At 62.6% G+C, this 21816-nt stretch carries 14 protein-coding genes and 1 riboswitch; of the genes, 5 read left to right on the top strand and 9 right to left on the bottom strand.

From position 1 onward, the window contains the following. Positions 1-33: 33 nt before the first annotated feature. A complete protein-coding gene (locus tag ACZ1JV_RS06205; RefSeq protein WP_465148806.1) occupies positions 34-1818 on the bottom strand; it encodes an arylsulfatase in 1785 nt (594 codons plus the stop codon). Positions 1819-1876: 58 nt separating this feature from the next. Beyond that, positions 1877-4708: a TonB-dependent receptor gene (locus tag ACZ1JV_RS06210; RefSeq protein ID WP_465148807.1), complete on the bottom strand. Its 2832-nt coding sequence runs from the start codon at positions 4706-4708 to the stop codon at positions 1877-1879. A 549-nt stretch (positions 4709-5257) separates the two neighbouring features. Here ACZ1JV_RS06210 and ACZ1JV_RS06215 point away from each other — a divergent pair. After that, on the top strand, positions 5258-5380 hold the full coding sequence (locus ACZ1JV_RS06215; RefSeq protein ID WP_465148808.1) for a hypothetical protein: 123 nt from the start codon (positions 5258-5260) through the stop codon (positions 5378-5380). A gap of 9 nt (positions 5381-5389) precedes the next feature. Here ACZ1JV_RS06215 and ACZ1JV_RS06220 read toward each other — a convergent pair whose 3' ends face one another. After that, the gene (locus ACZ1JV_RS06220; RefSeq protein WP_465139598.1) at positions 5390-5665 is read right to left on the bottom strand and encodes an HU family DNA-binding protein; all 276 of its coding nucleotides are present in this window, start codon (positions 5663-5665) and stop codon (positions 5390-5392) included. 183 nt (positions 5666-5848) lie between these two features. Next, the gene (locus tag ACZ1JV_RS06225) at positions 5849-7897 is read right to left on the bottom strand and encodes a TonB-dependent receptor (RefSeq protein ID WP_465148809.1); all 2049 of its coding nucleotides are present in this window, start codon (positions 7895-7897) and stop codon (positions 5849-5851) included. A 175-nt stretch (positions 7898-8072) separates the two neighbouring features. Further along, positions 8073-8316, bottom strand: a riboswitch (cobalamin riboswitch). Positions 8317-8753: 437 nt separating this feature from the next. Between ACZ1JV_RS06225 and ACZ1JV_RS06230 the strand changes: the two genes are divergently transcribed. Beyond that, positions 8754-9956 (top strand): IS256 family transposase, encoded by a 1203-nt coding sequence (locus tag ACZ1JV_RS06230; protein ID WP_465149753.1) that lies wholly within the window; start codon positions 8754-8756, stop codon positions 9954-9956. A 65-nt stretch (positions 9957-10021) separates the two neighbouring features. On the opposite strand, the gene ACZ1JV_RS06235 is transcribed toward ACZ1JV_RS06230, so the two are convergent. After that, the gene (locus tag ACZ1JV_RS06235; protein WP_465148810.1) at positions 10022-12043 is read right to left on the bottom strand and encodes a prolyl oligopeptidase family serine peptidase; all 2022 of its coding nucleotides are present in this window, start codon (positions 12041-12043) and stop codon (positions 10022-10024) included. A gap of 191 nt (positions 12044-12234) precedes the next feature. Then, positions 12235-13290: a phosphatase PAP2 family protein gene (locus ACZ1JV_RS06240; RefSeq protein WP_465148811.1), complete on the bottom strand. Its 1056-nt coding sequence runs from the start codon at positions 13288-13290 to the stop codon at positions 12235-12237. A gap of 358 nt (positions 13291-13648) precedes the next feature. On the opposite strand from ACZ1JV_RS06240, the gene ACZ1JV_RS06245 reads away from it, so the two are divergent. The 3 genes from ACZ1JV_RS06245 to ACZ1JV_RS06255 are packed head-to-tail and all read left to right on the top strand — an operon-like array spanning position 13649 to position 18472. After that, positions 13649-17059 (top strand): response regulator, encoded by a 3411-nt coding sequence (locus ACZ1JV_RS06245; RefSeq protein WP_465148812.1) that lies wholly within the window; start codon positions 13649-13651, stop codon positions 17057-17059. A gap of 1 nt (position 17060) precedes the next feature. Further along, complete coding sequence (locus ACZ1JV_RS06250; RefSeq protein WP_465148813.1) at positions 17061-17885, top strand: CheR family methyltransferase; 825 nt, start codon at positions 17061-17063, stop codon at positions 17883-17885. Next, a complete protein-coding gene (locus ACZ1JV_RS06255; RefSeq protein ID WP_465148814.1) occupies positions 17882-18472 on the top strand; it encodes a chemotaxis protein CheB in 591 nt (196 codons plus the stop codon). Before ACZ1JV_RS06250 ends, ACZ1JV_RS06255 begins: the two co-directional genes overlap by 4 nt. Positions 18473-18488: 16 nt before the next feature. Here ACZ1JV_RS06255 and ACZ1JV_RS06260 read toward each other — a convergent pair whose 3' ends face one another. From ACZ1JV_RS06260 to ACZ1JV_RS06270, 3 genes are read right to left on the bottom strand one after another with little or no spacing between them, the layout of a single operon-like run. Further along, the gene (locus ACZ1JV_RS06260) at positions 18489-20003 is read right to left on the bottom strand and encodes a tryptophan halogenase family protein (RefSeq protein WP_465148815.1); all 1515 of its coding nucleotides are present in this window, start codon (positions 20001-20003) and stop codon (positions 18489-18491) included. After that, the gene (locus ACZ1JV_RS06265; RefSeq protein ID WP_465148816.1) at positions 20000-21019 is read right to left on the bottom strand and encodes a cupin-like domain-containing protein; all 1020 of its coding nucleotides are present in this window, start codon (positions 21017-21019) and stop codon (positions 20000-20002) included. Before ACZ1JV_RS06265 ends, ACZ1JV_RS06260 begins: the two co-directional genes overlap by 4 nt. A 25-nt stretch (positions 21020-21044) precedes the next feature. Beyond that, positions 21045-21761, bottom strand: a complete 717-nt coding sequence (locus tag ACZ1JV_RS06270) for a SapC family protein (RefSeq protein WP_465148817.1) — start codon at positions 21759-21761, stop codon at positions 21045-21047. Positions 21762-21816 lie beyond the last annotated feature (55 nt).

The following is a 21816-nucleotide window of genomic DNA, read 5'->3' on the forward strand; positions in this document are numbered from 1 at the left end:
CGTTTCCCTGTTTCCGCACGGAAACCTTGCCGGTTAGTCGCTGAAATGCGCCTGAGGTCCTGTCTCCGGTGGCGCGCCGAGCACGCCGCCGCGTAGCGGAACGCCGACATCGCGTGCCCAGTCGAGCCACAGTTTGTCCAGCCGTGCGACTACTTCGGGGTAGAGTTGGCGAACGTCCTGGGTCTCGGTCCGGTCGTTCTGCAGGTCATAGAGCGCCCAGGCAAGGTCAGCCCGCTGCCCTCCCGGCGCCAGTGAGACGAGTTTCCAGCGGCCGTCGATCACCGCGCGGGCGCCGTAATGTTCGAAGAAGAACGGACGATTGGCCGGGATCGGTTTGCCTTCGAACACACCCGCGAGCGAAACGCCGTCGACGGGCGCCTTGTCCGTGCGCGGGGTAACGCCTGCAAGGTCGAGCAGGGTCGGCGTCACGTCGATGATATGCGCGGGCGTGGCCACCCGCGTACCTTCGCGTCCCCCCATCGCCGCGGGCCAGCTCATCAGGAACGGGGCATGTGTTCCGCCCTGGTAGCTCTCCGCCTTCCAGTAACGCCAGGGGGTGTTTGCCGCGCTGGCCCATTGCGCACCAAGGCAGGCCATCGTCTGGTCGTCGCCAATCTCATGATCGGGATATTCGCCGTAAGCGACCTTGCGGCCGTCGCGCGTCTCGCTCCAGCGGTCATAGCCCGCCTCGACCATGACCTCCGGCGAAGCGCCGTTGTCGATAGTGAAGACGATCAGCGTATCCTCATACTGTCCGGTATCTTTGAGGGCCTGAACCAACCGGCCGATGCCTTGATCCATCACTTCGATCATGGCGGCGTGCGTCGCCATCTTTCGCACCTGCACCGCGCGCTGCTCGTCGGTAAGGCGCTCCCACGGGATCGAGGCGTTGTGCTCGTAGCGGCTTTCGACCGCATCGAGCCGGTCGACGGCAGGATCGACGAGCCCCAGCTTGATCTGGCGGGCATAGCGGTCCTGCCGAATCTGGTTCCAGCCGCCGGAAAAGCGCGGGATGTACTTTTCAATCAAGGCGGCAGGGGCCATCAGCGGCCAGTGCGCTGCCGTATAGGCCAGGTACATCATGAAGGGATCGGAGCCTTTTGCGAGGCGCTTCACTTCTCCCACCGCGTGATCGCTGATCGCGTCAGTGAAATAGAAACCCTTGGGAACTGACCTGACCGGCTGGAAGTCGTTCACGAGGCTGAAGGGGTCGTGATAGTTCACTACGCCCCAGATGATGCCCCAGTGATGCTGGAAGCCGCGTGCGGCGGGGTAGGTGCGACGATCGCCGAAATCGCGGTCGAAATGGGCCTGGTGGTTGATCCACTTGAGATGCTCGGCTTTGTCTTCAATCGGCTCTGCAGCGGTGAGGTGCCATTTGCCGACCATCGTGGTGGCATAACCCGCACGGCGCAGTTCTTCGGCGACCGTGGGAACTTCCAGCGAGAGACTGGTGCCGTTTCCAGCCATGTTCACGCGGTGCGGATAGCGTCCCGTGAGAAGTGAGGCGCGCGAGGGGCAGCAGCGCGCCATGTTGTAGAAATTGGTGAAACTGACCGAGCGCTTGGCCAGCGCGTTAAGGTTGGGCGTATCGACTTCGCCCCCGAACGCGCCGATATCCGAATAGCCGATGTCGTCACCCATGATCACGATCATATTGGGTCGCTTGCGGGGGCGTCCGGCCGGGGTGAACGGCAAGTCGCCGAGCAGGCTCGCGCTGGCAGGTCCGCCCATCGCGGCGAGCGAGCCAAGCAGCGCCAGCTTCTGGAGGAAACGGCGGCGCGGGCCCACGATTCCGGAATTGGTGGTTGCGCGCATAGTCATTCTCCCGTGGATGGTACTGCGGGGCACGGACGCGGCGTGCCCCGGTTTCTCGTCAGATGCGGATGCGGACGCCGGCGGTGTAGGTCGTGTCGTCGTACCGGTATTCCTGCCCATAGGCGGGCTGGTTGTAGTAGCCGCGATACTTGGCGCCGAGGATGTTGGTGCCGCCAAGATCGAAACGAAGCCGGTCGTTCACGTCCCAGCTCAATCCGAAGTCGAGCCGTCCGCTGGGGCGCACATAGTTCAGCAGCAACGGGTTGTAGGTCGCATCGTTGGCGCGCGCGGGATCGACCTCTCGGATGCCGAGCGCGCCAGTCTCGTCGCTATCATAATATTTCGACCGCCAGGTGTAGATCAGGCGGCCGGAGACGCCCGACTTTTCATAAAGCAGACCCGCATTGAAATTGTACTTAGACACACCCTGCAGCGGCAGACCCGCGAGCCGGTCGCTGCCCTTCACCTCGGTATCGGCATAAGTGAAGTTGCCCATGATGCCGAGGCCCGAGAGCGCACCCGGCAGGAAGTCGAAGAACGTCTGGCCACTGACTTCAATGCCCTGCAATTCGGCCTGGCCGATATTGCGCGGACGGCTGATCGAGTAATTGATCCCGTCGATGACCTCGTTGGCGGAAGCGGTCACAACGCGGTTGGTGATGTCTCGCTTGTAGGCCGCCACGGCAATGAAGCCTCGGCGGAAATAGTATTCCAGGCTGAGGTCGTAACTATCCGATTTCTGCGGCCGCAGGTCCGGGTTGCCGGCAGAACCTGCGTTGAGGATGTTTGGGTTGGTGGACAGCGAATAGGTGAGCCCGGGATTGAGCGAGGCGAAATCCGGGCGGCGGATGGTCTTCGCATAACTCGCCCGCAGTTGGAGCCCGCCGCCGAACTGAAGCCGCGCGCTGGCATTGGGCAGGACATCGGTGTCGGTGGTTGTCTGCGAAAGCGGCCGGATTTCCGTGCGCGCGGGCTGACCGCCCGATGCCGGAATTGTTACCACGCTTGAACCGCGTATCGTGCGCTCGGTGCGGGTCGGACGCACGCCGACGACGCCGTCGAGCGTAATCCCGGAGGCGATCGGCGTCTCGTAATTGAACTGGGCGTATCCCGCGAAAGTCTTCTCGGTAGCATAGAAGGCGCGCTGTGGCTGATAGGCCGGGTCGCCGGTGGCCAGGCCGTAAAGCGTCCGCAGGGCGTCGCGGCCCTCGTCCGATCGCAGGAAGTCGGGATTGGGTACAAGCGCGCCCGTTCCGTTGTTGAACTGCGGAACTCCCGGCATGAGCGTCAGATAATCGCCAGGCAGTCCCGAAGCATCGACCTTTACCGCCGTTGCTTCGCTGGCCGAACCGATTACCCCGCCGGGCGCTGCCTTGCTTACGACGGCCTGCTGGAACTCGCTGCCACGGTTCGCATAGCGGATACCTGCCTGGAATTTGCGGAGCAGACTGCTGTCTATGTCGAAGCTGGTGTCGAGCCGCGCCTGAAACAAGTCACCAACCGAACGGCTGAAAGTCTGGTCGAAGCCTTCGCTGAGCACCAGGTTGGTGGACGAAAGGAAGGGATCGCCCGGAGTGGTGACCGTCGCTCCGCTGCCGCTGTTCGCGGTGTATTGGAAGGTCGGGATGCGTTGGCCGACCACCGCCAGGATCGTCTCGGAAGTATTGACCGATCGCTGATAGGAAACGTCAGCCTTGGCGCTGACGCCGTCACGATCGTATTTCACCCCAATCGCGCCAAGCCAGGCGTCGGTGCGGTTGTCGTAGCTATAAGTCTTCTGCTCGCTCACCGCGTTGGAGATCGTCGCCGACTGGACCTGGCAGAGGTCCTGCACATTGAAGGCGGGAAGCGTCGGCGGCGTGCCGCTGGGAAGGGGGGACTGTCCGCTGTCGTTGCGAGCCCGCGCGGTGATGCAATCGTCCGACAGTTCGATGTTGGAAATGGTCGTGCCGGGAAGAAACAGTTGCGCATTGGCCAGCGACCATTGGCTCTGTGAGCGATAGCCGGTGTAGAGCCCATCGGCATAGACCTGGAGGCTGTCCGATGCCTGCCATTGGAGCGAGGCATTGGCCTGGGGGCGCTCGTACCAGCCATAGTCGGAGTGGCTCTCGACGACGTTGGGCAGGAGGACGCCGGGCAGATTGTAGGGAATGCCCGTCCCCTGCGCGGCGCGGCGTACACCTTCGCGGGTGCGCGGGTGGTTGTAATGCGTCTTGGCCCAACTGACGTTGATGAGCGCGCCGATATCGCCGATCCCGGTTTCCCAGGTATCGGTGGCCAGTATGCTCACTTGAGGATCGAGCCTGTCTGATTTCACGCCGTAGTTGCCGTGCGCATTGACGACGATCGTCGGCTTGTTGAAACTAAACGGCTTGTTGAGCTGCAGATCGATGATGCCGGCGATGCCACCTTCGATCAGGTCTGCCGTGTTGGACTTGATCACGTCGACCCGCGACAGCGCATCGGCGGGCAGATCCTGCATCGAGAACGTGCGGCCGGTGGTAGTGATGATCTCGCGGCCGTCGAGTGTGGTCAGGATATCGCCGAGCCCCCGGATGCGGACATTGCCGATCTCGTTCGACTGGGTGACCGACACCTGCACGCCCGGCACGCGTTGCAGTGCGGCTGCGGTCGTGGGGTCGGGAAACTTGCCAATATCTTCCGAGACGATCGAATCGACGATCTGGGGCGCCTGCTGCTTGATCTGCGCGGCGCGTTCCAGTGATTGACGAATGCCGGTGACGACAATGTCGCTCGCCTGGGCCTCTTCCGGAGCGACTTCCTGCGCCCCTGCGGCGCCTCCCGCTGAGAACGCCACGATCGAAACGGAAACATATCCTGCACGCAGCAAAAGTGAATGACGAAAGCCCGCCAGCTTGATCGATCTCATGTAGCCCCTGAATTCATGACGAACGCCGACATCGCCTGCCGGGCAGCGCACGGGCGGGCGGTTCGGAAAATTCGGTTTGGATGATTTGCCTGGCGCGGTCGCCTCAGCTGAAGCCCGCAGGCTCCACACTTAAGTCAACCTAAAAAGTTGAGAAACATCAGCAAGGTAGTTGTGCTTCGTCTGGCCGAAGCATTCCTATTCCAAGGCCCGGTGCAGCAATCGCGGTTTCGGCGCACAGGTGTGGCGATGCAGCGCGGCGGCCAGTCATTGGGAATGGCAGACCTGCAAGGGTTGGAAGTCTGATGTTTCCAGTCGTCACGTGCCGATCTGGATCGGCGCGGCATTATCGACTGCACGCACCTTCCGCCCGATTGCAGAGGTGGCCCAGGCTAGAATGGTAGATAAAGCGTGCGGGCCGGCATTCAGCTGCTTTTGAAGCGCGCGTTTCACGAAGCTGAGCCGAAGCAGCAGGCACCGTGCCCATCATTTTGCTACAGTTCATCCGGTCAACGCAGACGGCGGGAGACTTCGGTAAGAAAGTAGAGCGGCATGGACGACTACCGCGATATCCAGCGGCTCGCCGCGACGACACGGCAGCGCATCGTGGAAATTTCTCCTGAACATGGAATGGGACGGCACGGCGCTGGTGGCGGCGTGCCGTCCCATTCTTGAAGCGCAGTCTTAGCCGTTCAACTTGTCCTTGACGGCCTTGGCCGGGGCGAAGGTCAGCTTCTTCGAGGCGGCGATCTGGATGGTCTCGCCGGTCGAAGGATTGCGGCCTTCGCGAGCCGGAGAGTCCTTCACCTTGAACTTTCCGAAGCCGTTCAGCGAAATTTCGTCGCCGGCAGCCGCCGCGTCGGCAATGGCTGCGAAGACTGCATCGACCGCCTTCTTGGCATCGGCCTTCGTGGCGCCGGTTTCAGCAGCGAGCTTCTCAGCAAGGTCCGAATTGTTCATCGTCTATTCTCCTGTCGTTATGAATTCTGCCAGGAGAATTATAGCCGGCCGCGCAAGGCAGCAATGTCACACCGCCAACACCTGTGCATAGTTTATCGGAGCCCACTGGGTCTGGACGATTTCTCGAAACCCAGTGGGCTGGTTTGGGAACGCTCGAGTTTAAGACTCTACGGTTCCCGCTGCTCAGAACGTATATCGTGCGCCGATCTTGAACGTGCGTGGCTCGATCACGCGGCTCAGGCGGCCTTCCACCGGCCCATCGGCATCAAATGACGGAACGTAGGATTCGTAGTAGTAGGCGATGTCCTTGTCCCAGCTGTTGAAGATATTCAGTACTTCGCCGTAGATTTCGATCTTGGCGCCCTTCCACGCGGCGCGCGCGTTGAAGACCGTGCTGCCTTTGTCCCGCACGCTGTTGTCCTCCACCAGCGGGTAGGGGCCAAGATGGCGGACGCGTATGCTGGCTTCCCACGGGTCCAGCACGATGGCTGCCCCGGCTGAGGCGGCATTCTCGAAGGCATTGGGGATCCGGTCGCCATTGTCATAGCGCGAATGGTTCCAGGTATAGTTGCCGTCCAGCGCCAACCACGGCAGCGGCCGCCAGAACGCAACCACTTCATAACCGTGCCGCTTGCTGGCGCCGGTGGGTTCCACCGCGTTGGAATCGCCCACGAAGCGCAATTCGCTGGCAACGTCGAGCCACCAGTAGGTTCCCGTCAGCGAGAACGTCCCCGCCTGGAAGCGCCCGCCGAGTTCCTTGCCGGTGCCGCGCACCAGCACGGGCACCGGCGTATCGACATTGACTGCACCGCGCACGTCGTTGGAGTGGAACCCTCTGCCCCAGTTGGCATAGACCTCAAACTGCGATGTGATTGCGTACGCGGCAGAAAATTTCGGCGAAACGATGGAATCGTGGCCCTTGCCTTCGCCAAGATCCGCCGCGGCGGCATCACGCGCGCGCACCGTGTAGTGATAGTAATCGCCGCGCAGGCCGCCTGTCAGGCGAAGACCGGCCAGCGGCTTCCACGTCGCTTCGCCGTAGAGCGCGCCCGAAAGTTCCTCGACATGATAACGGCCGAGAGAGTAGAGGAATTCGCGGTTCGATGTGCGGTTGACGCCCACGCTGCCGATATGGTCATAGCGATTTTCGGTGCCGACCGACAGCTCCAGACTGTCAGCGATCTGCCATTGCTTGCGGGCCGTCAGCCCTGTCACCCAGCGTTTGTCGAACTGGTCGATCTGGGCGCTGGTGCCGTCGGGATCGGCGTACGTCGGGTTCGAATACATGTTCCAGTCGTAATACTGGGCATAGACATTCGCGCTCCACGTGGCCTGGGTAACCCCAACATTGCCGACGAAGCGCGTCGTTCGGCCCCGTGCCGAAGGATCGGGCGAGCAGAATACGTCGTCGCAGATATCCGAGCCGATGATGCGTTCGGGGATCTGTTCGGTCGGCCGCCAGGTCGCGTGATAGGCGTGGAGCGAGGCCTGAACCGTGCCTTCGCCAACTGGAACCGAGTATTTGGCAAAGCCGGCGTAATGGCGCAGGTGTTCGGCTTCTTCCCAGGGTCCGTCATAGCGCTTGGCCTGCCCGACGAGCGTGAGATCGCCGCCACCAAGATCCTTGATCGTGCCGCCGGCAGCAAGCCGGCCGGACTTGTAGGAACCGCCTTCCATAGAAAGCCACGGCCGATCGAAAGCGTCGATCGTGGTCATATAGGCCGCGCCAGCCAGCGCGAAATCGCCGCCGTCTGCCCTGTAGGGGCCTTTGCGGAAGTCCTCGCGCGCGACGATCTCCGGGATCAGGCCGTTGAGGTCCAGATAGCCTTGCCCGTGCCCGTGCGTGCGCAGGTTCATCTGCACGCCATCGATGTAAGTGGTGAAATCGGTGCCATGATCGAGGTTGAAGCCACGCAGGAAGTATTGATTGGCTTTGCCGCTGCCGGAATGCTGGGCGGCCACCATCCCCGGTACCGCTTCCAGGAGTTCGGCCACGCGTAACAGAGGCCGAACGAGCAGGTCCGACCCGCCGACGCTGCCCTCACTGGCGGCATGGGCCGTGCCAATCTTCGCCTCGCCGCGCCCAAAGACAAGGATTTCGGCAGACTCACCGCTTCCGGAATCACTGGCTGACGATCCCGCCGAAGATGTATCCTCGGCATGGGCTGTCGCACCGATAAGAGCGGCGCCCACGCAAAGGCCCGCGCGCAGCACGTTCATGTAAATAGTCATCAAACTTCCCCCGGCGTCTGCGACTGGGGGTGAAGGCGTGCCGCCAACGACGGTCGGCGCGCGTCAACGGCCGGACGCCCGAGGCGACCGTTACGCGAACCGATGCGGCCTTCACCGCTCGTTCGTCGCTCAGACGGAAAAATTACCGGGCCTCGGCCATCCCCTGGACCAAAGCGAGAGCGACCAGACGCCGGCAGGTCTCCTGGCTCACGGGTCAATGCGACGATGCACGGCCTTCCCAGGCCCCGCATGATTTAGCGTCCGGCCCAGTGGCTGCGGCGGGCGTCCTTGCCCCGCCGCGAATGTACATCGCGCTCACCGCTTACAGTTGCAGGGACAGCCCCGGATTCGAGAGACAAGCTCCCTCACCGTGTTCCCTATTAAGCCTCTTTCGAGGCACCGGCGCGATCTTGTCCATCGCCTTTAAGGTGATGGATGGAGCCAGCTATCCTGCATCACTCCATTGCGCAAGCCGCTGTGACGATTCCACGTTTTCATCGTGGAAACGGGCAGTTGGTGACGGCGAACGACCGCGCCCTTGGCTCTCACTTAAGGCGAGGTCTGCAATTCCGGGCGAATTGCTGCTGGCGGCGCTACCAGTCCCGCACATTCTCGTTGACCGGTGCCCCGTGGCTGGATTTCCGCAGCGAGTTGCGCCTCGTAGGGCGATTCCAACGCGGCCAAGCCGACAGGGGCAAGCAACGCCATAGCTATGAAGTCTGGCCTGCAGCGCCTACGTGGTCTGCCAAAGGATGGATCGTGTCCCAGGACGTGGTGTAGCTGAAGGCTGAGGTGGTCACCGTGATTTTCGGGTAGGTTTGGGTTGCGAAGCTCAAACTTGACGGAAGGAATCACGATGACCGATCCGATGATGCACTTGCGTTCGCTGGTAGAGAAGACCCCGGATGCAGATATTCTGCGCGAGATGATCTCGTTTGCCGCCGAGCGGCTGATGGAGATGGAAGTCGGCAACCTGACCGGTGCCGGCCATGGCGAGAAATCTGCGGCGAGGCTGGTCCAGCGCAACGGCTACCGCGAGCGCGACTGGCAGACGCGAGCAGGGACGGTCGAACTGCGCATCCCCAAGCTCAGGAAGGGAAGCTACTTCCCCGGCTTCCTCGAACCCCGTCGCATGGCCGAGCGGGCGCTGACCGCGGTGATCCAGGAAGCGTATATCCAGGGCATCTCCACCCGCTCGGTAGATGACCTGGTGAAGGCGCTGGGTATGGATGGGATCTCGAAAAGCCAGGTCAGCCGGCTTTGCGAGGAACTCGACGAGAAAGTCGGTGCCTTCCTCGAACGCCCAATCGAAGGCGACTGGCCGTACCTATGGATTGACGCCACCTACGTGAAAGTGCGGCAGAACGGGCGTATCGTCTCGGTGGCGGTGATCGTCGCGGTGGGCGTCAACAGCGATGGCCGCCGCGAGGTGCTAGGTATGGATATCGGTCCTTCCGAGGCCGAGCCGTTCTGGACCGCTTTCCTGCGCAAACTGACGCGCCGAGGACTGCGTGGCGTCAAGCTGGTCATCTCCGATGCGCACGAAGGCATTAAGGCGGCGGTCTCCAAGCTGCTGTGCGCGACCTGGCAGCGCTGCCGCGTCCACTTCATGCGCAATGCACTCGCCCATGCCGGCAAGAGCGGCAGGCGCGTGGTCTCCGCGTTCATCGCCACCGCCTTCGCCCAGGAAACCCCAGAAGCTGCGAGCCAGCAGTGGCGCTCGATCGCCGACCAAGTGCGGCCCAAACTGCCCAAGCTAGCCACGCTGATGGACGACGCTGAGCCCGATGTGTTGGCCTACATGACATTCCCGCGCGAGCATCGCGCCAAACTACACAGCACAAACCCCATCGAGCGCCTCAATGGCGAAATCAAACGGCGGACCGAGGTCGTTGGGATCTTCCCAAACGAAGCCGCCATCACCCGTCTCGTCGGAGCCATCCTCATGGAACAGTCCGACGAATGGGCCGTCCAGCGCGCACGTTACATGACGCTTGAAACGATGGCCCCGCTCAGCGACAATCCTATTGTCATGCTGTCGGCAGTACCTGGCTCATGATCGGCTCAGGCTGAAGCCGAAAAGCAAGGTGGTCCAGAAAAGCTACACCACCTCTGGGGACACGATCAAAGGATGAAAGCATAGCTGTCCGCTGCTTCGCGATCCTGTTGGCTGCGGGTAGAGCCGATGCCGTGGCCGGCGTCGTAATCCACACGCAACAGGATCGGCCTGCCTGAACTGGTGGCGGCCTGCAGGCGCGCGGCCATCTTGGCAACGTGGAACGGCGCCACGCGCGGATCGGTAACCCCGGTGGTCAGCAGCACCGCCGGATAGGGCGTTCCATCCACCACATGCTGATAGCTATCTATCGCCTTGAGGTACTGATAGCCCTTGGGATCGCTGATCGCGCCCCATTCCGGCTCCTCGCCATAGCCGTTCTGTTCGACCACGTAGCGCAGCGGGTTCGACCATCCCACGCCGTCGACCACGGCGGCGAACAAGTCCGGCCGTTCCGTCAGCGCACGGCCCACCGTGATGCCGCCGGCCGAGCGGCCGCCAATGGCCAGATGCTTGGGCGCAGTCCACTTGTCCCGGCAAAGCGTTTCGCACACATCGATCAGGTCGCGCCAGGTATTGGGCTTGTTGGCCAGTTGCCCCGCCTTGTGCCATTCGCGGCCATATTCGCCGCCACCCCGGACATAAGCGAAGCCGACGACCGCACCGGCATCGATCAGAGCCAGCATCTTGCCGAGGAACGTCGGCGTGTAGGCCGCGGCGCCGTAGGACCCATATGCCTGGATGAACGCAGGAGCGGATCCATCGCGGGGCAGGTTCTTCTTGTAGATCAGTGCATAAGGCACTTGCGTCCCGTCGCGCGTGGTGGCGAATGCGCGGGTGGTGGTATAGCCGCTGACGTCGATTTTCGGCGACGGGTTCATGCCTGTCTTCGCCAGTTTGCCCGACGCATCGACAGACCATACATCTGGCGGCGTCAGCCACCCGCCATAGGTCATCAGCAGGCCCGGTTGCTGCGGGCCGGCAAACAGGCCGCCGATGGTGCCGTCGAACGGCAGCGGGATTTCCGCGACTTTCGCATCGCTTCCCAGCTTTCGAAGGCGGTTGACGCCGCCGTCCATGATCTTGAGATAGAGCCCGTCTGCCGCGCGCTCCATGCTCTCGATCACTTGCGGCCCCTGCGGCACCACTTCCGTCGCCGTGGCGAGGGATGGGGCGATGGCGGAAGTCTTCAACAGGCGGCCCCGCGGATAATCCTTGTTGGCCAGCAGGATCAGATCGTCACCATGAAGGTCGAAGCCGGTAACTTCATCCTCGAACCGTGCGACTTCCTGCCAGCGGGGCTTGCCTGAGACGATATCGGCGAGCGGCGCGACATAGAGGCGCATTTCCGTGCGCACGTCCGCCAGGGCCAGCAGAGCGTGCGACGACCCCTGGGCGGTGACGACAAACGGCGTCTGGATATTTTCGAAGGCAATGGCCGGATCCAGCCCGCGCTTCATCAGGATCGGATCCCTGGCAGGATCGGTGCCGACGCGATGGAAACGGGCCTGGCTGTCCAGGAAGCGGTCGGGCGTATCGACCTTTCCTGTCAGCTGGTTATAGAAGAAGCCGCTGCCGTCATCCAGCCACTGCGGTGTGGCGAACTGGGTGTTGGGGATCGTTTCCGGCAGGTCCTTGCCCGTTGCCACGTCCAGAATGCGGGCAGCCGAATCCTCGCTGCCATTGGCCGAAACGCCATAGACCAGCCGTTTGCCGTCAGGCGAAGCGCGCCACCAGTCCAGTGAATAGTGCCCGGCCCCGGCACCGGACATCTGCGTGGGATCCACGAGCACCCGGACCTTGCCGGCTTCGCGGACGAGAAGCTTGAAGTTGTCTGCCCCGGCGGGGCGTTGTTGATAGAACAGGCGCGCGCCGGCGTGCTGGACCTCGGCGGTGACGGTGAGATCACCCGAAAGTTGCTGGATCCTTGTCAACAGCCCGGCACGCTGCGGCAAGCCGTCCAGAACGCTGCGGGTATAGTCGTTCTGGGCCTTGAGGAACGGCAGCCAGTCCGGATCCTTGTCGTTTTCCATCCAGCGATAGGGATCGGTCAGCGTCTCGCCAAAATAGGTGTCCTGCACCGGATTCACGCGCGCCGCCGGCGGGCGAGGGGATGCGGTTGCCGCGGGCGCAGCCAAAATACGGGCGGGGACCAGAGACATCGTAACGGCAAGTGTGCTTGCACGAAGCCACTCGCGCCGGTTCATGGATTGCATGATCCCCGTACCCCCCTATCAAGATGCGAGCAGCCTAGCTTGTCTGCCCGCATCCGCAAGGCGGCTCACACGGCCATTTCAGCCAATCTGGTTGGAAATACGGCCCCGCCCCCGGTGCGCCGATCGAGCGCGCGAAAGTAGATGTGCACCACCCCCAGCGAGAGCGCTGCCACCCCGGCGCCCAGGATCATGTCGATCAGGTAATGCGTGCCTTCCACCGGGGTCGAGAGCAGCATTGCGGCATTCAGCGCGACAATCGGCCAGCGCAGTTCAGCGATGCGCCAACCCGCCACGATGTAGAGCACGGCTGCCGCGGTATGGAAGCTGGGCGCCGAAACGATGCCCCGCAAATGACCCAGGTCGACGACATGCACTTCGTGCGCGCGCAGGGCCGGAATCAGTCCCTGTTGCCACAGTTCGCTTTCAGGCATGTACGGGATCGGGCCGTGCCAGAGATGCGAGAAAGGGCCCACGGCGGGCATCAGGCTGAACACGGCCAATGTAATCACCGCGGCCACGCAGAATCCGGCAAGGAAGCGATAGGCACGGACATGATCGCCTGCCCGGGCGGCCGACCACAGCAGCAGCGCCGGCGTCACGTAAATGCTGCGATAGACGGTCGTGCCCAATGCCTGGAGGATCGGATGCGCAGCGACGAGGCGATACCAGCCCAACCAGTCGAAGCCCAATGCCTGGTCGATGCCTTGTAGGCTGGCATCGGCATAGCCGTGGGTGAGCGCGGCTATGGGATAGCTGGCAGTGGCGCCCATCAGTGAAATCACCGTGAACAACATCGCGTATTCGCTAAAATGGGCAACTGGCGCGGCGTGGCGCCATGTCGTGCGGGGCAGGGCGAAGCGCAGGATCACGGCAAGGATGCCGGCGGCGTAGAACGGCAGATTGTCGGGCAAAAGCGGATCGACATGCAGCCGCGCCAGATGCATCAGCACGGCAAGGCCGAACAACCCCAGCAGCAGGGCGGCCAGCACATGGCGACGCACGAGCTGCCCCTGCTTTCCGGCCGCCGCGAGGGCGGGGCTCGTCGGCGCTTCCGTCGCCCGCTTTCCCGCACCTTCGCTGGAAGATGGTGGCGTGGGCCAGGACGGCTGCATCAATGACATCGTGGTAAATCCAGGAAGGCGGGTCCAGAAGGGCCGAAAAGTGGGAATCGTCGAAGGGCGGTGAAAAGCCGGAGTCGCGCTTAAGCACGGATGAACCGGAAAACCAAAGACCGTGCATGGGCCCGCGTCGCTTTTCCTCGGAGCTGTTGCCAAGGTTGCACGTAAGCAAAAATCCGGAGCCTTCGGGAACCATTCGCAGACGGGTTCGTTGCAGGGGCGCGGCCGTTTGCGGTAAGCGTCCGGACGGGCGCTCGCTGCGGTCCATCTTTTTGATTTGACGCTGGAAGGCCCCACTTCGACGGCCGCCTTCCTGCATGGGGGGATAAGAATGTCGCCTTCGCTGGCGCCCCAGGGGGGCATGGCGCGATTCGGTCTGGAAGGCCGGGTATGGCTGGGCCTTGGGCTGGTGGTCGCTTTTTTCGTCGTCAGCGGCACGATTGCGGTCCGCAATGTCGAAACCATGCGCGTGGATGCCGGCCGGATCACCCATTCGCACGCGGTAATCGCCGGACTCGGGGGAATTCTTTCCACTTTGCAGGACGCCGAAACCGGGCAACGGGGATTCCTGTTGACCGGAAACGAGCAATACCTTTCCCCGTACAACGAAGCAAAGGCACGCTTTCCGGGGCAGATGCGCGATATCGCGGCATTGACCGCGGATAATCCATCACAGCAGGCACGGCTGGCGACATTACGCCGCCATGCCGAGGCGAAGATTTCCGAACTGACCGAATCCGTCGACTTGCGCCGTCGGGAAGGGGCCGAGGCGGCGCTTGCCGTGGTCCGGACCGACCGCGGCAAGCAGGAGATGGACGCCATCCGCGTCCAGATGGACGAGATGGAGCAGGAAGAGGCGCGGTTGCGCCAGGTTCGCGTCGAAGAAATGGACGGCGCCTACCGGACGGCCTGGACCACCGCGCTGATGGCGGCCGCACTCGGGATCGCGCTGACGGTGGTAGTCGGTATGCTGGTCCGCCGTTCCACCCGCGCACGCGATCGTGAGCAATGGTTGCAGCACGGGCAGGCGCGGCTCGCCTCTGCGATGTTGGGCGATCCGGCAACGGAACACTTGGGTGAAAGCATCCTGGAATTCCTGATGCGTTTCCTCGGCGCACAGGCGGGGGCAATCTATGCGGGAGATGGCACGCAATTCCACCGCGTCGCGATGTTGGGCGTTCCGGCAGATGCCGGCGTGCTGGAAGGCTTCACGACGAAAGACGGATTGCTCGGTCGTGCCGCGTCGGAGCGTGAGCAATCGGTGCTCAGCGACATTCCCGATGGCTATCTGGCGATCGGATCGGGTTTGGGGCATGACAAGCCTCGTCACCTGGTCATCTCTCCCGCCAGTGCCGACCAGGGAGTCCAGGGTGTTGTCGAACTCGGCTTCCTGAAGCCGGTGGACGATCTGGCGCTGACATTCCTGCAGCAGGCATCGGGCGCTATCGGCGTCGCACTGCGTTCTGCCCGGTTCCGCTCCGAACTGCACAATCTTTTGGAAGAGACGCAGCGGCAGGCGGAAACCCTTCAGGTGCAGAGCGAGGACCTGCGCGTTTCGAACGAGGAACTGGAAGAACAGGGCCGCGTGCTGAAGGAATCGCAGGTCCGCCTCGAACAACAGCATGTCGAACTTGAACAGACCAATGCCCAGCTGGAGGAACAGACGCTGCAACTGGGCGCCCAGCGGGACGATCTGGCCCGATCGAACTCCGTCGTCGAACAAAAGGCGCAGGAACTGGAGCAGGCGAGCCGTTACAAAAGCGAATTCCTGGCCAACATGAGCCATGAACTGCGCACGCCGCTGAATTCGCTGCTGATCCTGTCGAAGCTACTGGGCGACAATGCCGCGGGGAACCTTTCCGAAGAGCAGATCCGTTATGCCCACACCATCGAGTCTTCGGGCAACGATCTGCTGGCGCTGATCAACGATATTCTGGACCTGTCGAAGATCGAGGCGGGCCATGTGCAGGTGCGGTCCGAAAAAATCGTGCTGGACCGTTTCGTGGCCGACATCCGGCAGATGTTCGATCCGGTTGCCCGGCAGCGCGGCCTGGATTTCGCCATCGCCATCGCGGCGGACTGCCCCGGCACGATCGATACCGACCGGCAGCGACTGGATCAGATCGTCAAGAACCTGCTTTCGAACGCCTTCAAGTTCACCGAGGCAGGCAGCGTCACGCTGGCCATCGAAGCCGATGGGGCCGAGGGTATTAAGGTTTCGGTGACCGACAGTGGCATCGGCATCGCCGAAAGCCAGCAGCGCGAAATTTTTGAGGCGTTCCGGCAGGCCGACGGCACGATCAGCCGCAAGTACGGCGGCACCGGGCTGGGCCTGTCGATCTCGCGCGAACTGGCGCGCCTGCTGGGCGGGTCGATCACGGTACAAAGCAAGCCGGGCGAGGGCAGCCGTTTCACGCTTTCCCTGCCGCTGGCCTACGATCCGACAGTAGCCGAAGCGGCGGCGGGGCAGGAACCTTCCGTCGCGGATCGTCCCGGGCCGCCGTCTTCCGCCGCCATGCCAAGGCCGGCGGTGTTTGTCCGCAAGGTCGACGACGATCGGGACAGACTGGGCGGCGGCGAACGCATTCTGCTGGTGATCGAGGATGATGAAAGCTTTGCCGCCATCGTTCGCGATCTTTCGCATGAACTGGGTTTCCATTGCCTTGTCGCCGGAACCGCGGAAGAGGCTCTGGCCTTGGCGCGCCAATACCGGCCCAGTGCGGTGGTGCTCGATCTGGGGCTCCCGGATCAGTCCGGACTGGCCCTGCTGGACCGTCTCAAGGGTGATGTCGCCACGCGGCACATTCCGGTTCATGTCGTATCGGCCAGCGATCATGCCCAGACCGCGCTTTCGCTGGGCGCCATCGGCTATTTGCTGAAGCCCGTTCGGCGTGACGAACTGATGGACGTGCTTCAGGCGCTGGCGGACAAGCTGGCGCAGGATGTGCGCCGGGTGCTGATCGTGGAGGATGACGAGCGGCAACGCGAAGCCGTTTCGACGTTGCTTGGCTCGGCCGAAGTCGAAACCGTGGGCGTGGGCAGCGCCGCCGAATGCATCGAACGCCTGCGGCACGAGACTTTCGATTGCATGGTGCTGGACCTTAAGCTTCCGGATGCCTCCGGCTTCACCCTGCTGGAAACGCTGCGTGAGCAGGGGGACCACAGTTTCCCGCCGGTGATCGTCTATACCGGGCACGAGCTTTCGGCGGCGGACGAGCAGCGCCTGCGGCGCTATTCGGATTCGATCATCATCAAGGGCGCGCGCTCGCCCGAGCGACTGCTGGACGAGGTATCGCTGTTCCTGCACCAAGTGGTCACCGAAATGCCGGCCGAGCAGCAGCGAATGATCCAGCAGGCCCGCAGCCGCGATGCCGTGCTGGAGGGCCGCCGGATACTCGTGGTGGAGGACGACGTGCGCAACGTCTATTCGCTCACCAATATCCTGGAGCCCAGAGGGGCGGTGATCGAAGTGGCCCGCAACGGCCGGGAAGCGATAGAGGCGCTCGACAAATCGGCGGAAAGGGCCGTCGACGGCGGCCAGATCGACCTCGTGCTGATGGATGTGATGATGCCGGTGATGGATGGTCTTGCCGCGACGCGTGAAATCCGAAAGGACCCGCGCTGGAAAAAACTGCCGATCATCACGTTGACCGCCAAGGCCATGCCGGACGATCAGGAACGCTGCATAGAGGCCGGCGCAAACGATTACATGGCCAAGCCGCTGGACGTAGACAAGTTGCTGTCGCTGGTGCGCGTCTGGATGCCGCGCTGACATGTCCGATCCGGTCGAGGATATCGAGATCCGCTTGCTGCTGGAAGCACTGTTCCAGCGTTATCATTACGATTTTCGGCAGTATTCGCAGGCGTCGGTACGGCGACGGCTGCGGCAGGCGCGAGAGCGGATGGGGTTCGCCAACTTCTCCATGATGCAGGAAAGGCTGTTGCACGAACCGGCGATGCTGCCGCGTCTGCTGGGCTATCTTACCGTGCAGGTCAGCGAGATGTTCCGCGACCCTTCGTTCTTCCGCGCGATCCGCGAGAAGGTGGTGCCGCACTTGCGCACCTATCCCTCGCTCAAGGTCTGGATCGCGGGGTGCAGCGCGGGGGAGGAACTCTACTCCTATGTGATCCTGTTCCGCGAGGAGGGGCTGGAAGAGCGCACGCTGTTCTATGCCACCGATATCAGCCAGGACGCGCTCGACCTTGCCTCGCGTGGGATATATCCGCTCGATCGGATCAGGACGTTTACGGAAAATCACCGCGCTTCCGGCGGCAAATCGTCACTTTCGGACTATTACAGCACAGCCTACGATAGCGCCGTGTTCGACAAGAGCCTGCGGGACCGAGTGGTGTTTTCCGATCACAGTCTTGTCACCGATGCGGTGTTCTCGGAAATGCACCTGATCTCCTGCCGTAACGTGCTGATCTACTTCGATCGCGAACTGCAGGATCGCGCTATCGGTCTGTTCCGGGATTCGTTGATCCGTGGCGGATTTCTGGGGCTGGGCGCGAAGGAGAACATCCGCTTTTCCGCCTGCGCGAACGCATTTGGCGATTTCGTGCGGGAGGACAAGATCTATAGAAAGCGCGAAGGATGACCTCTGCCGCACCGCTTGCCAGTAGCCCTCGCGTGGTCGCGATCGGCGCGTCGGCGGGCGGTATCGAGGCGCTCTCCCGGATTCTTTCGGCGCTGCCCGATGACTATCCGGTGCCGATCCTTGTCGTGATCCACATGCCTGCCGATAGCGGCAACGTCCTGGCACCCCTGTTCGGGCAAAAGTGCCGCGTCCCGGTGCGAGAGGCGGAGGACAAGGAGCCGGCGCTGCCCGGTACGGTCTATTTCGCGCCCCCCGGATATCACATGCTGGTGGAGGCGGAAGGCACGCTGGCGCTGTCGAGCGACGAGCCGGTACTGCATTCCCGCCCTTCGATCGACGTGCTGTTCGAAAGCGTTGCGGATGCCTTCGACGCTGGCGCGATCGGCGTTATCCTTACCGGGGCCAGTCCGGATGGCGCCAAAGGGCTGCGGGCCATTGCCGATGCCGGCGGCACTGCAATCGTGGAGGATCCAACCGCAGCCTATGCCGATGCGATGCCGCTGGCGGCGCTACACGGGTGTCCGGCCGCAATGGCACTGCCGCTGGGTGATATAGCTGCGTTCTTGTGCGACATCGGGCGGACCTGAAGGCGCCCCCTTCAGGTCATGCCGTCTCAGCCATCCTTGCACCCATTCTTGCGCCATTTGCGATCTGTGCCAGCCGCTCCGCGTGGGTCGGCATCTTTGCCACAGTGGCCTCGATACCGCGCTGAAGATCGCCCAGCGCAGCCTGCAACTGCGGCACGGGAAGCGTGGACGGCAGCATGTGATGCCGCTTCGGCCAGACGCCCTGACCGGTGAGGACGGCAACCCAGGAATCGACGCGGAACATCTCGTCCTGCCCCTGATGGGCAATCGCCGCCTCGCGAAACAGGGCGATCCGCTGGGCAAGACTGTCCGGAACCGCGGCGGCGCGGCGGGCGCGCCAGAACTCAGTGTCTTCGCGATGCGTCATGGCATAGTGCAACACGATGAAATCGCGCACGTGTTCCCACTCATGGCGCGACCGGGCATTGAACCATGCCGCCGCAGCGGTGTTGTCCGGCCCGAACGGAAAGCTCTGGATCAGCCAGGTAACCGCAATCATCACCAGATGGATGCTGGTCGATTCAAGCGGTTCGATGAAGCCGCTGGCAAGACCCAGCGAGATGCAGTTGCGGTTCCAGACCTGCTTGCGCATTCCGGTGGTGAAGCGCAGCAAACGTGGGTCGAACAGGGGCGTTCCGTCCAGCGTCTGCAGCAGCCGATCCCGGGCCGCATCGTCGGACAGGAAATCGCTGGCATAGACGATGCCGTTGCCGACCCGGTGCTGCAACGGGATGCGCCAGCGCCAACCTTCGCCATGTGCGATGGCGCGCGTGTATGGCGCCGGATCGCCGGCAGATTCGGTCTGCACTGCAAAGGCACTGTTCGTTGGCAGCCAATGGCTCCAGTCTTCGAAGCCGGTTTTCAGGGTCTGTTCGATCAGCAGGGCGCGAAAACCGGTGCAATCGATGAACAGATCGCCTTCGACCCGCGCGCCGGATTCCAGCACGAGGGCGGCGATATCGCCGCTTTCGGAGTGCTGCTCAACGCTTACGATGCGGCCTTCGACCCGGCGAGCACCCGCGCCTTCGGCTAGTTGGCGCAGGAATTGGGCATAGGCCGTTGCGTCCAGGTGATAGGCGTAGCCGGCCGAGAAATCGCCCGCTGCCGGGAACTTTCCGGCGTCCGCCGCCTGCTGCTCCAGCGAATAGTCGCCGTAGTCGCCGCCAAAACCCTGTTTGCGCGCCTCCAACCAGAAATGCTGGAAATCGGCCACGAATGTCGACTTGCCCACCGAACCGAACGGATGGAAATAGCGGTCGCCGATGCGGTCCCAGTTTTCGAACGAGATGCCCAGCTTGAACGTGGCATTGGTGGCACGGACGAATTCCGCCTCATCCACACCGATGAAATCATGGAAGGTACGGATCGTGGGGATCGTCGATTCCCCAACGCCGACGGTGCCGATATCGTCGGATTCCACCAGCGTCACGTCCACCAGCCCGGTCAACTGGCGGATGATGGCCGTCGCCGCCAGCCATCCGGCGGTGCCCCCACCGGCGACGACCACGCGTTTGCGTGCGAATGTGTTCATCGATTGATCCTGTTGCCGATCAGCGCCCGCAATCGACGCGCCATTGTGGGATCCAACGGGGCGAGCGGCCCTTTCGCATTCGCGGGCAGATGTGCCGCAGCGGCGTCCTGCGGGCCGAAGATGTAATGATCGAAAATGTTGCGCCAGGCAGCCTTTTCGTGCGCCGGCCGGTCACGCAGGCTGAGCAAAGCGTGGAGCAGCGTGGTCATCGGGTCGTCCAGGAACGTTGGCGCGGCGTTCCACCAGTAATTGATCAGCACGTTGAAATCGTCCAGCGCCTCTACCCGGTGCCACCACAGCGCCGGGTAGATCAGCACGTCCCCTGGTTCCAGTTCGGCGACCTGTCCGGCTTGCAGAGCCTTGGGGAAGCCGGGATAGCGGGTGAAGTCAGGCCGCGCGGGATCGACCATGCTGACGATCTGCCCGGCCGGAGTTGGCTCGATCGGGCCGGGATAGAGATTGCTTATCTGATCGGGCGGAAACAGCGTGAAGCGCCGTCGGCCGACCGCGCATATGGCCATGTTGTTCGACATGTCCCAATGCGTTTCGGCAATGGTACGATTTCCGATCCATGCACTCGCAAGCGGCGGATGGCGGTCGAAGGTGCCGTCCGCCGGGGAGACTTGATGCGACGTGCGCATTCCCGGAAGAAACGTATCGAGGTCTGTCGAGCCCAAATAAATTGCGGGGGCATCGGCAGAAGCGCGCAGAGCCAGCAGACGATCGAGGAATGCGGACAACATGCCGCGTTCAGTGGTGAAGTTGAGCCCGGCCAACTCGGAATCGTAGTGGAACCGTCCGGCAATGCTGGGATCGCCGATGTAGGCGACCATAGGTAGTCCGGCATCATGCTGACGCAGGATCTGGGCAGCGGATTCCGGCGAGGCTTTGCCCGCACGCACCAACGGCCAATCGGCAGCGGCCTGGCGAAGGATAACCGGTTCTCCCGCTTCGATCAGCGCGGTGAGGTCCAGATTCTCTAGCGTGGCACCCTCGAGAACGCGGGTGCACCGCATGTCGGCAGCTTGACCTATTGGGCGATCAGCTTCCGCCATCGCGAGCCAGCTTGCGATCGACCAGTGCGGAAAGATTGCCGATTGAGGACATCAGCCAGACCGCACAACGAAGGAAATCCCCGTCGTGCAGCTTTGCAAGCTGCGCACCGTCCAAAGCGGCGAAGCGTGATTGCGAAATCGTCCAGCAATCGGGAATAACGAAGCGCCGGCCATCGGCCGCTTCCATCTGCAATGTCGCCGCTTCCAGCAGGCCGGCTTCATCGAAAGCGGCGATCATGGCGGGACCGATCTGGGTTCCCGCATAGATCATGCGCAGCATTGCCGCGACATGATCGAGATAAGGGGCATTGCCCCCGTGATCGAGGAACACGCGGTGGCCTTGATCGCGAGAGATTCGGGGGTGATCCAGCGCAATGTGAATCATTGGCTCTCCTGGCTCGCCCGCCGTAGGCACCCCGATGGAGAACGGTCCGCGTGCCACGAGGGCAGGGATGACGCGCGCATTCCAGTGCGGGCCATCGAGATACAGATTTTCGTCTTGTGCAAAACCGAGCAGTGCGACGGCCCGAAAGGCTCCTGCGGCATCGCGGCGAAATACGATCGGGTATTCGCGCGACAATGCTTGAAATTCAGGGGCAAACACCGTCACCTGATTGACGGCATCGCCCAGTTCCGCCCCATAATCCGCGCGTATCCGCAGGTCGTGATGATCGACGTTATTGAGTAGTACGGGGTCGGTCATGTTCTATCGCCAGCATGCGTATGGGACTGCCATCCCACACGAAGAAAGCCATATC

The sequence above is a fragment of the Novosphingobium sp. BL-S-19 genome, from assembly GCF_055521675.1.

Excerpts from the sequence above, each read along its gene's own strand:
- ACZ1JV_RS06260 (WP_465148815.1), bottom strand. The coding sequence starts at position 20,003 with ATGAACACATTCGCACGCAAACGCGTGGTCGTCGCCGGTGGGGGCACC.
- ACZ1JV_RS06255 (WP_465148814.1), top strand. The coding sequence starts at position 17,882 with ATGACCTCTGCCGCACCGCTTGCCAGTAGCCCTCGCGTGGTCGCGATC.
- ACZ1JV_RS06205 (WP_465148806.1), bottom strand. The coding sequence starts at position 1,818 with ATGCGCGCAACCACCAATTCCGGAATCGTGGGCCCGCGCCGCCGTTTC.
- ACZ1JV_RS06240 (WP_465148811.1), bottom strand. The coding sequence starts at position 13,290 with ATGTCATTGATGCAGCCGTCCTGGCCCACGCCACCATCTTCCAGCGAA.
- ACZ1JV_RS06210 (WP_465148807.1), bottom strand. The coding sequence starts at position 4,708 with ATGAGATCGATCAAGCTGGCGGGCTTTCGTCATTCACTTTTGCTGCGT.
- ACZ1JV_RS06230 (WP_465149753.1), top strand. The coding sequence starts at position 8,754 with ATGACCGATCCGATGATGCACTTGCGTTCGCTGGTAGAGAAGACCCCG.
- ACZ1JV_RS06220 (WP_465139598.1), bottom strand. The coding sequence starts at position 5,665 with ATGAACAATTCGGACCTTGCTGAGAAGCTCGCTGCTGAAACCGGCGCC.
- ACZ1JV_RS06245 (WP_465148812.1), top strand. The coding sequence starts at position 13,649 with ATGGCGCGATTCGGTCTGGAAGGCCGGGTATGGCTGGGCCTTGGGCTG.
- ACZ1JV_RS06265 (WP_465148816.1), bottom strand. The coding sequence starts at position 21,019 with ATGCGGTGCACCCGCGTTCTCGAGGGTGCCACGCTAGAGAATCTGGAC.
- ACZ1JV_RS06215 (WP_465148808.1), top strand. The coding sequence starts at position 5,258 with ATGGACGACTACCGCGATATCCAGCGGCTCGCCGCGACGACACGGCAG.
- ACZ1JV_RS06270 (WP_465148817.1), bottom strand. The coding sequence starts at position 21,761 with ATGACCGACCCCGTACTACTCAATAACGTCGATCATCACGACCTGCGG.
- ACZ1JV_RS06250 (WP_465148813.1), top strand. The coding sequence starts at position 17,061 with ATGTCCGATCCGGTCGAGGATATCGAGATCCGCTTGCTGCTGGAAGCA.
- ACZ1JV_RS06225 (WP_465148809.1), bottom strand. The coding sequence starts at position 7,897 with ATGACTATTTACATGAACGTGCTGCGCGCGGGCCTTTGCGTGGGCGCC.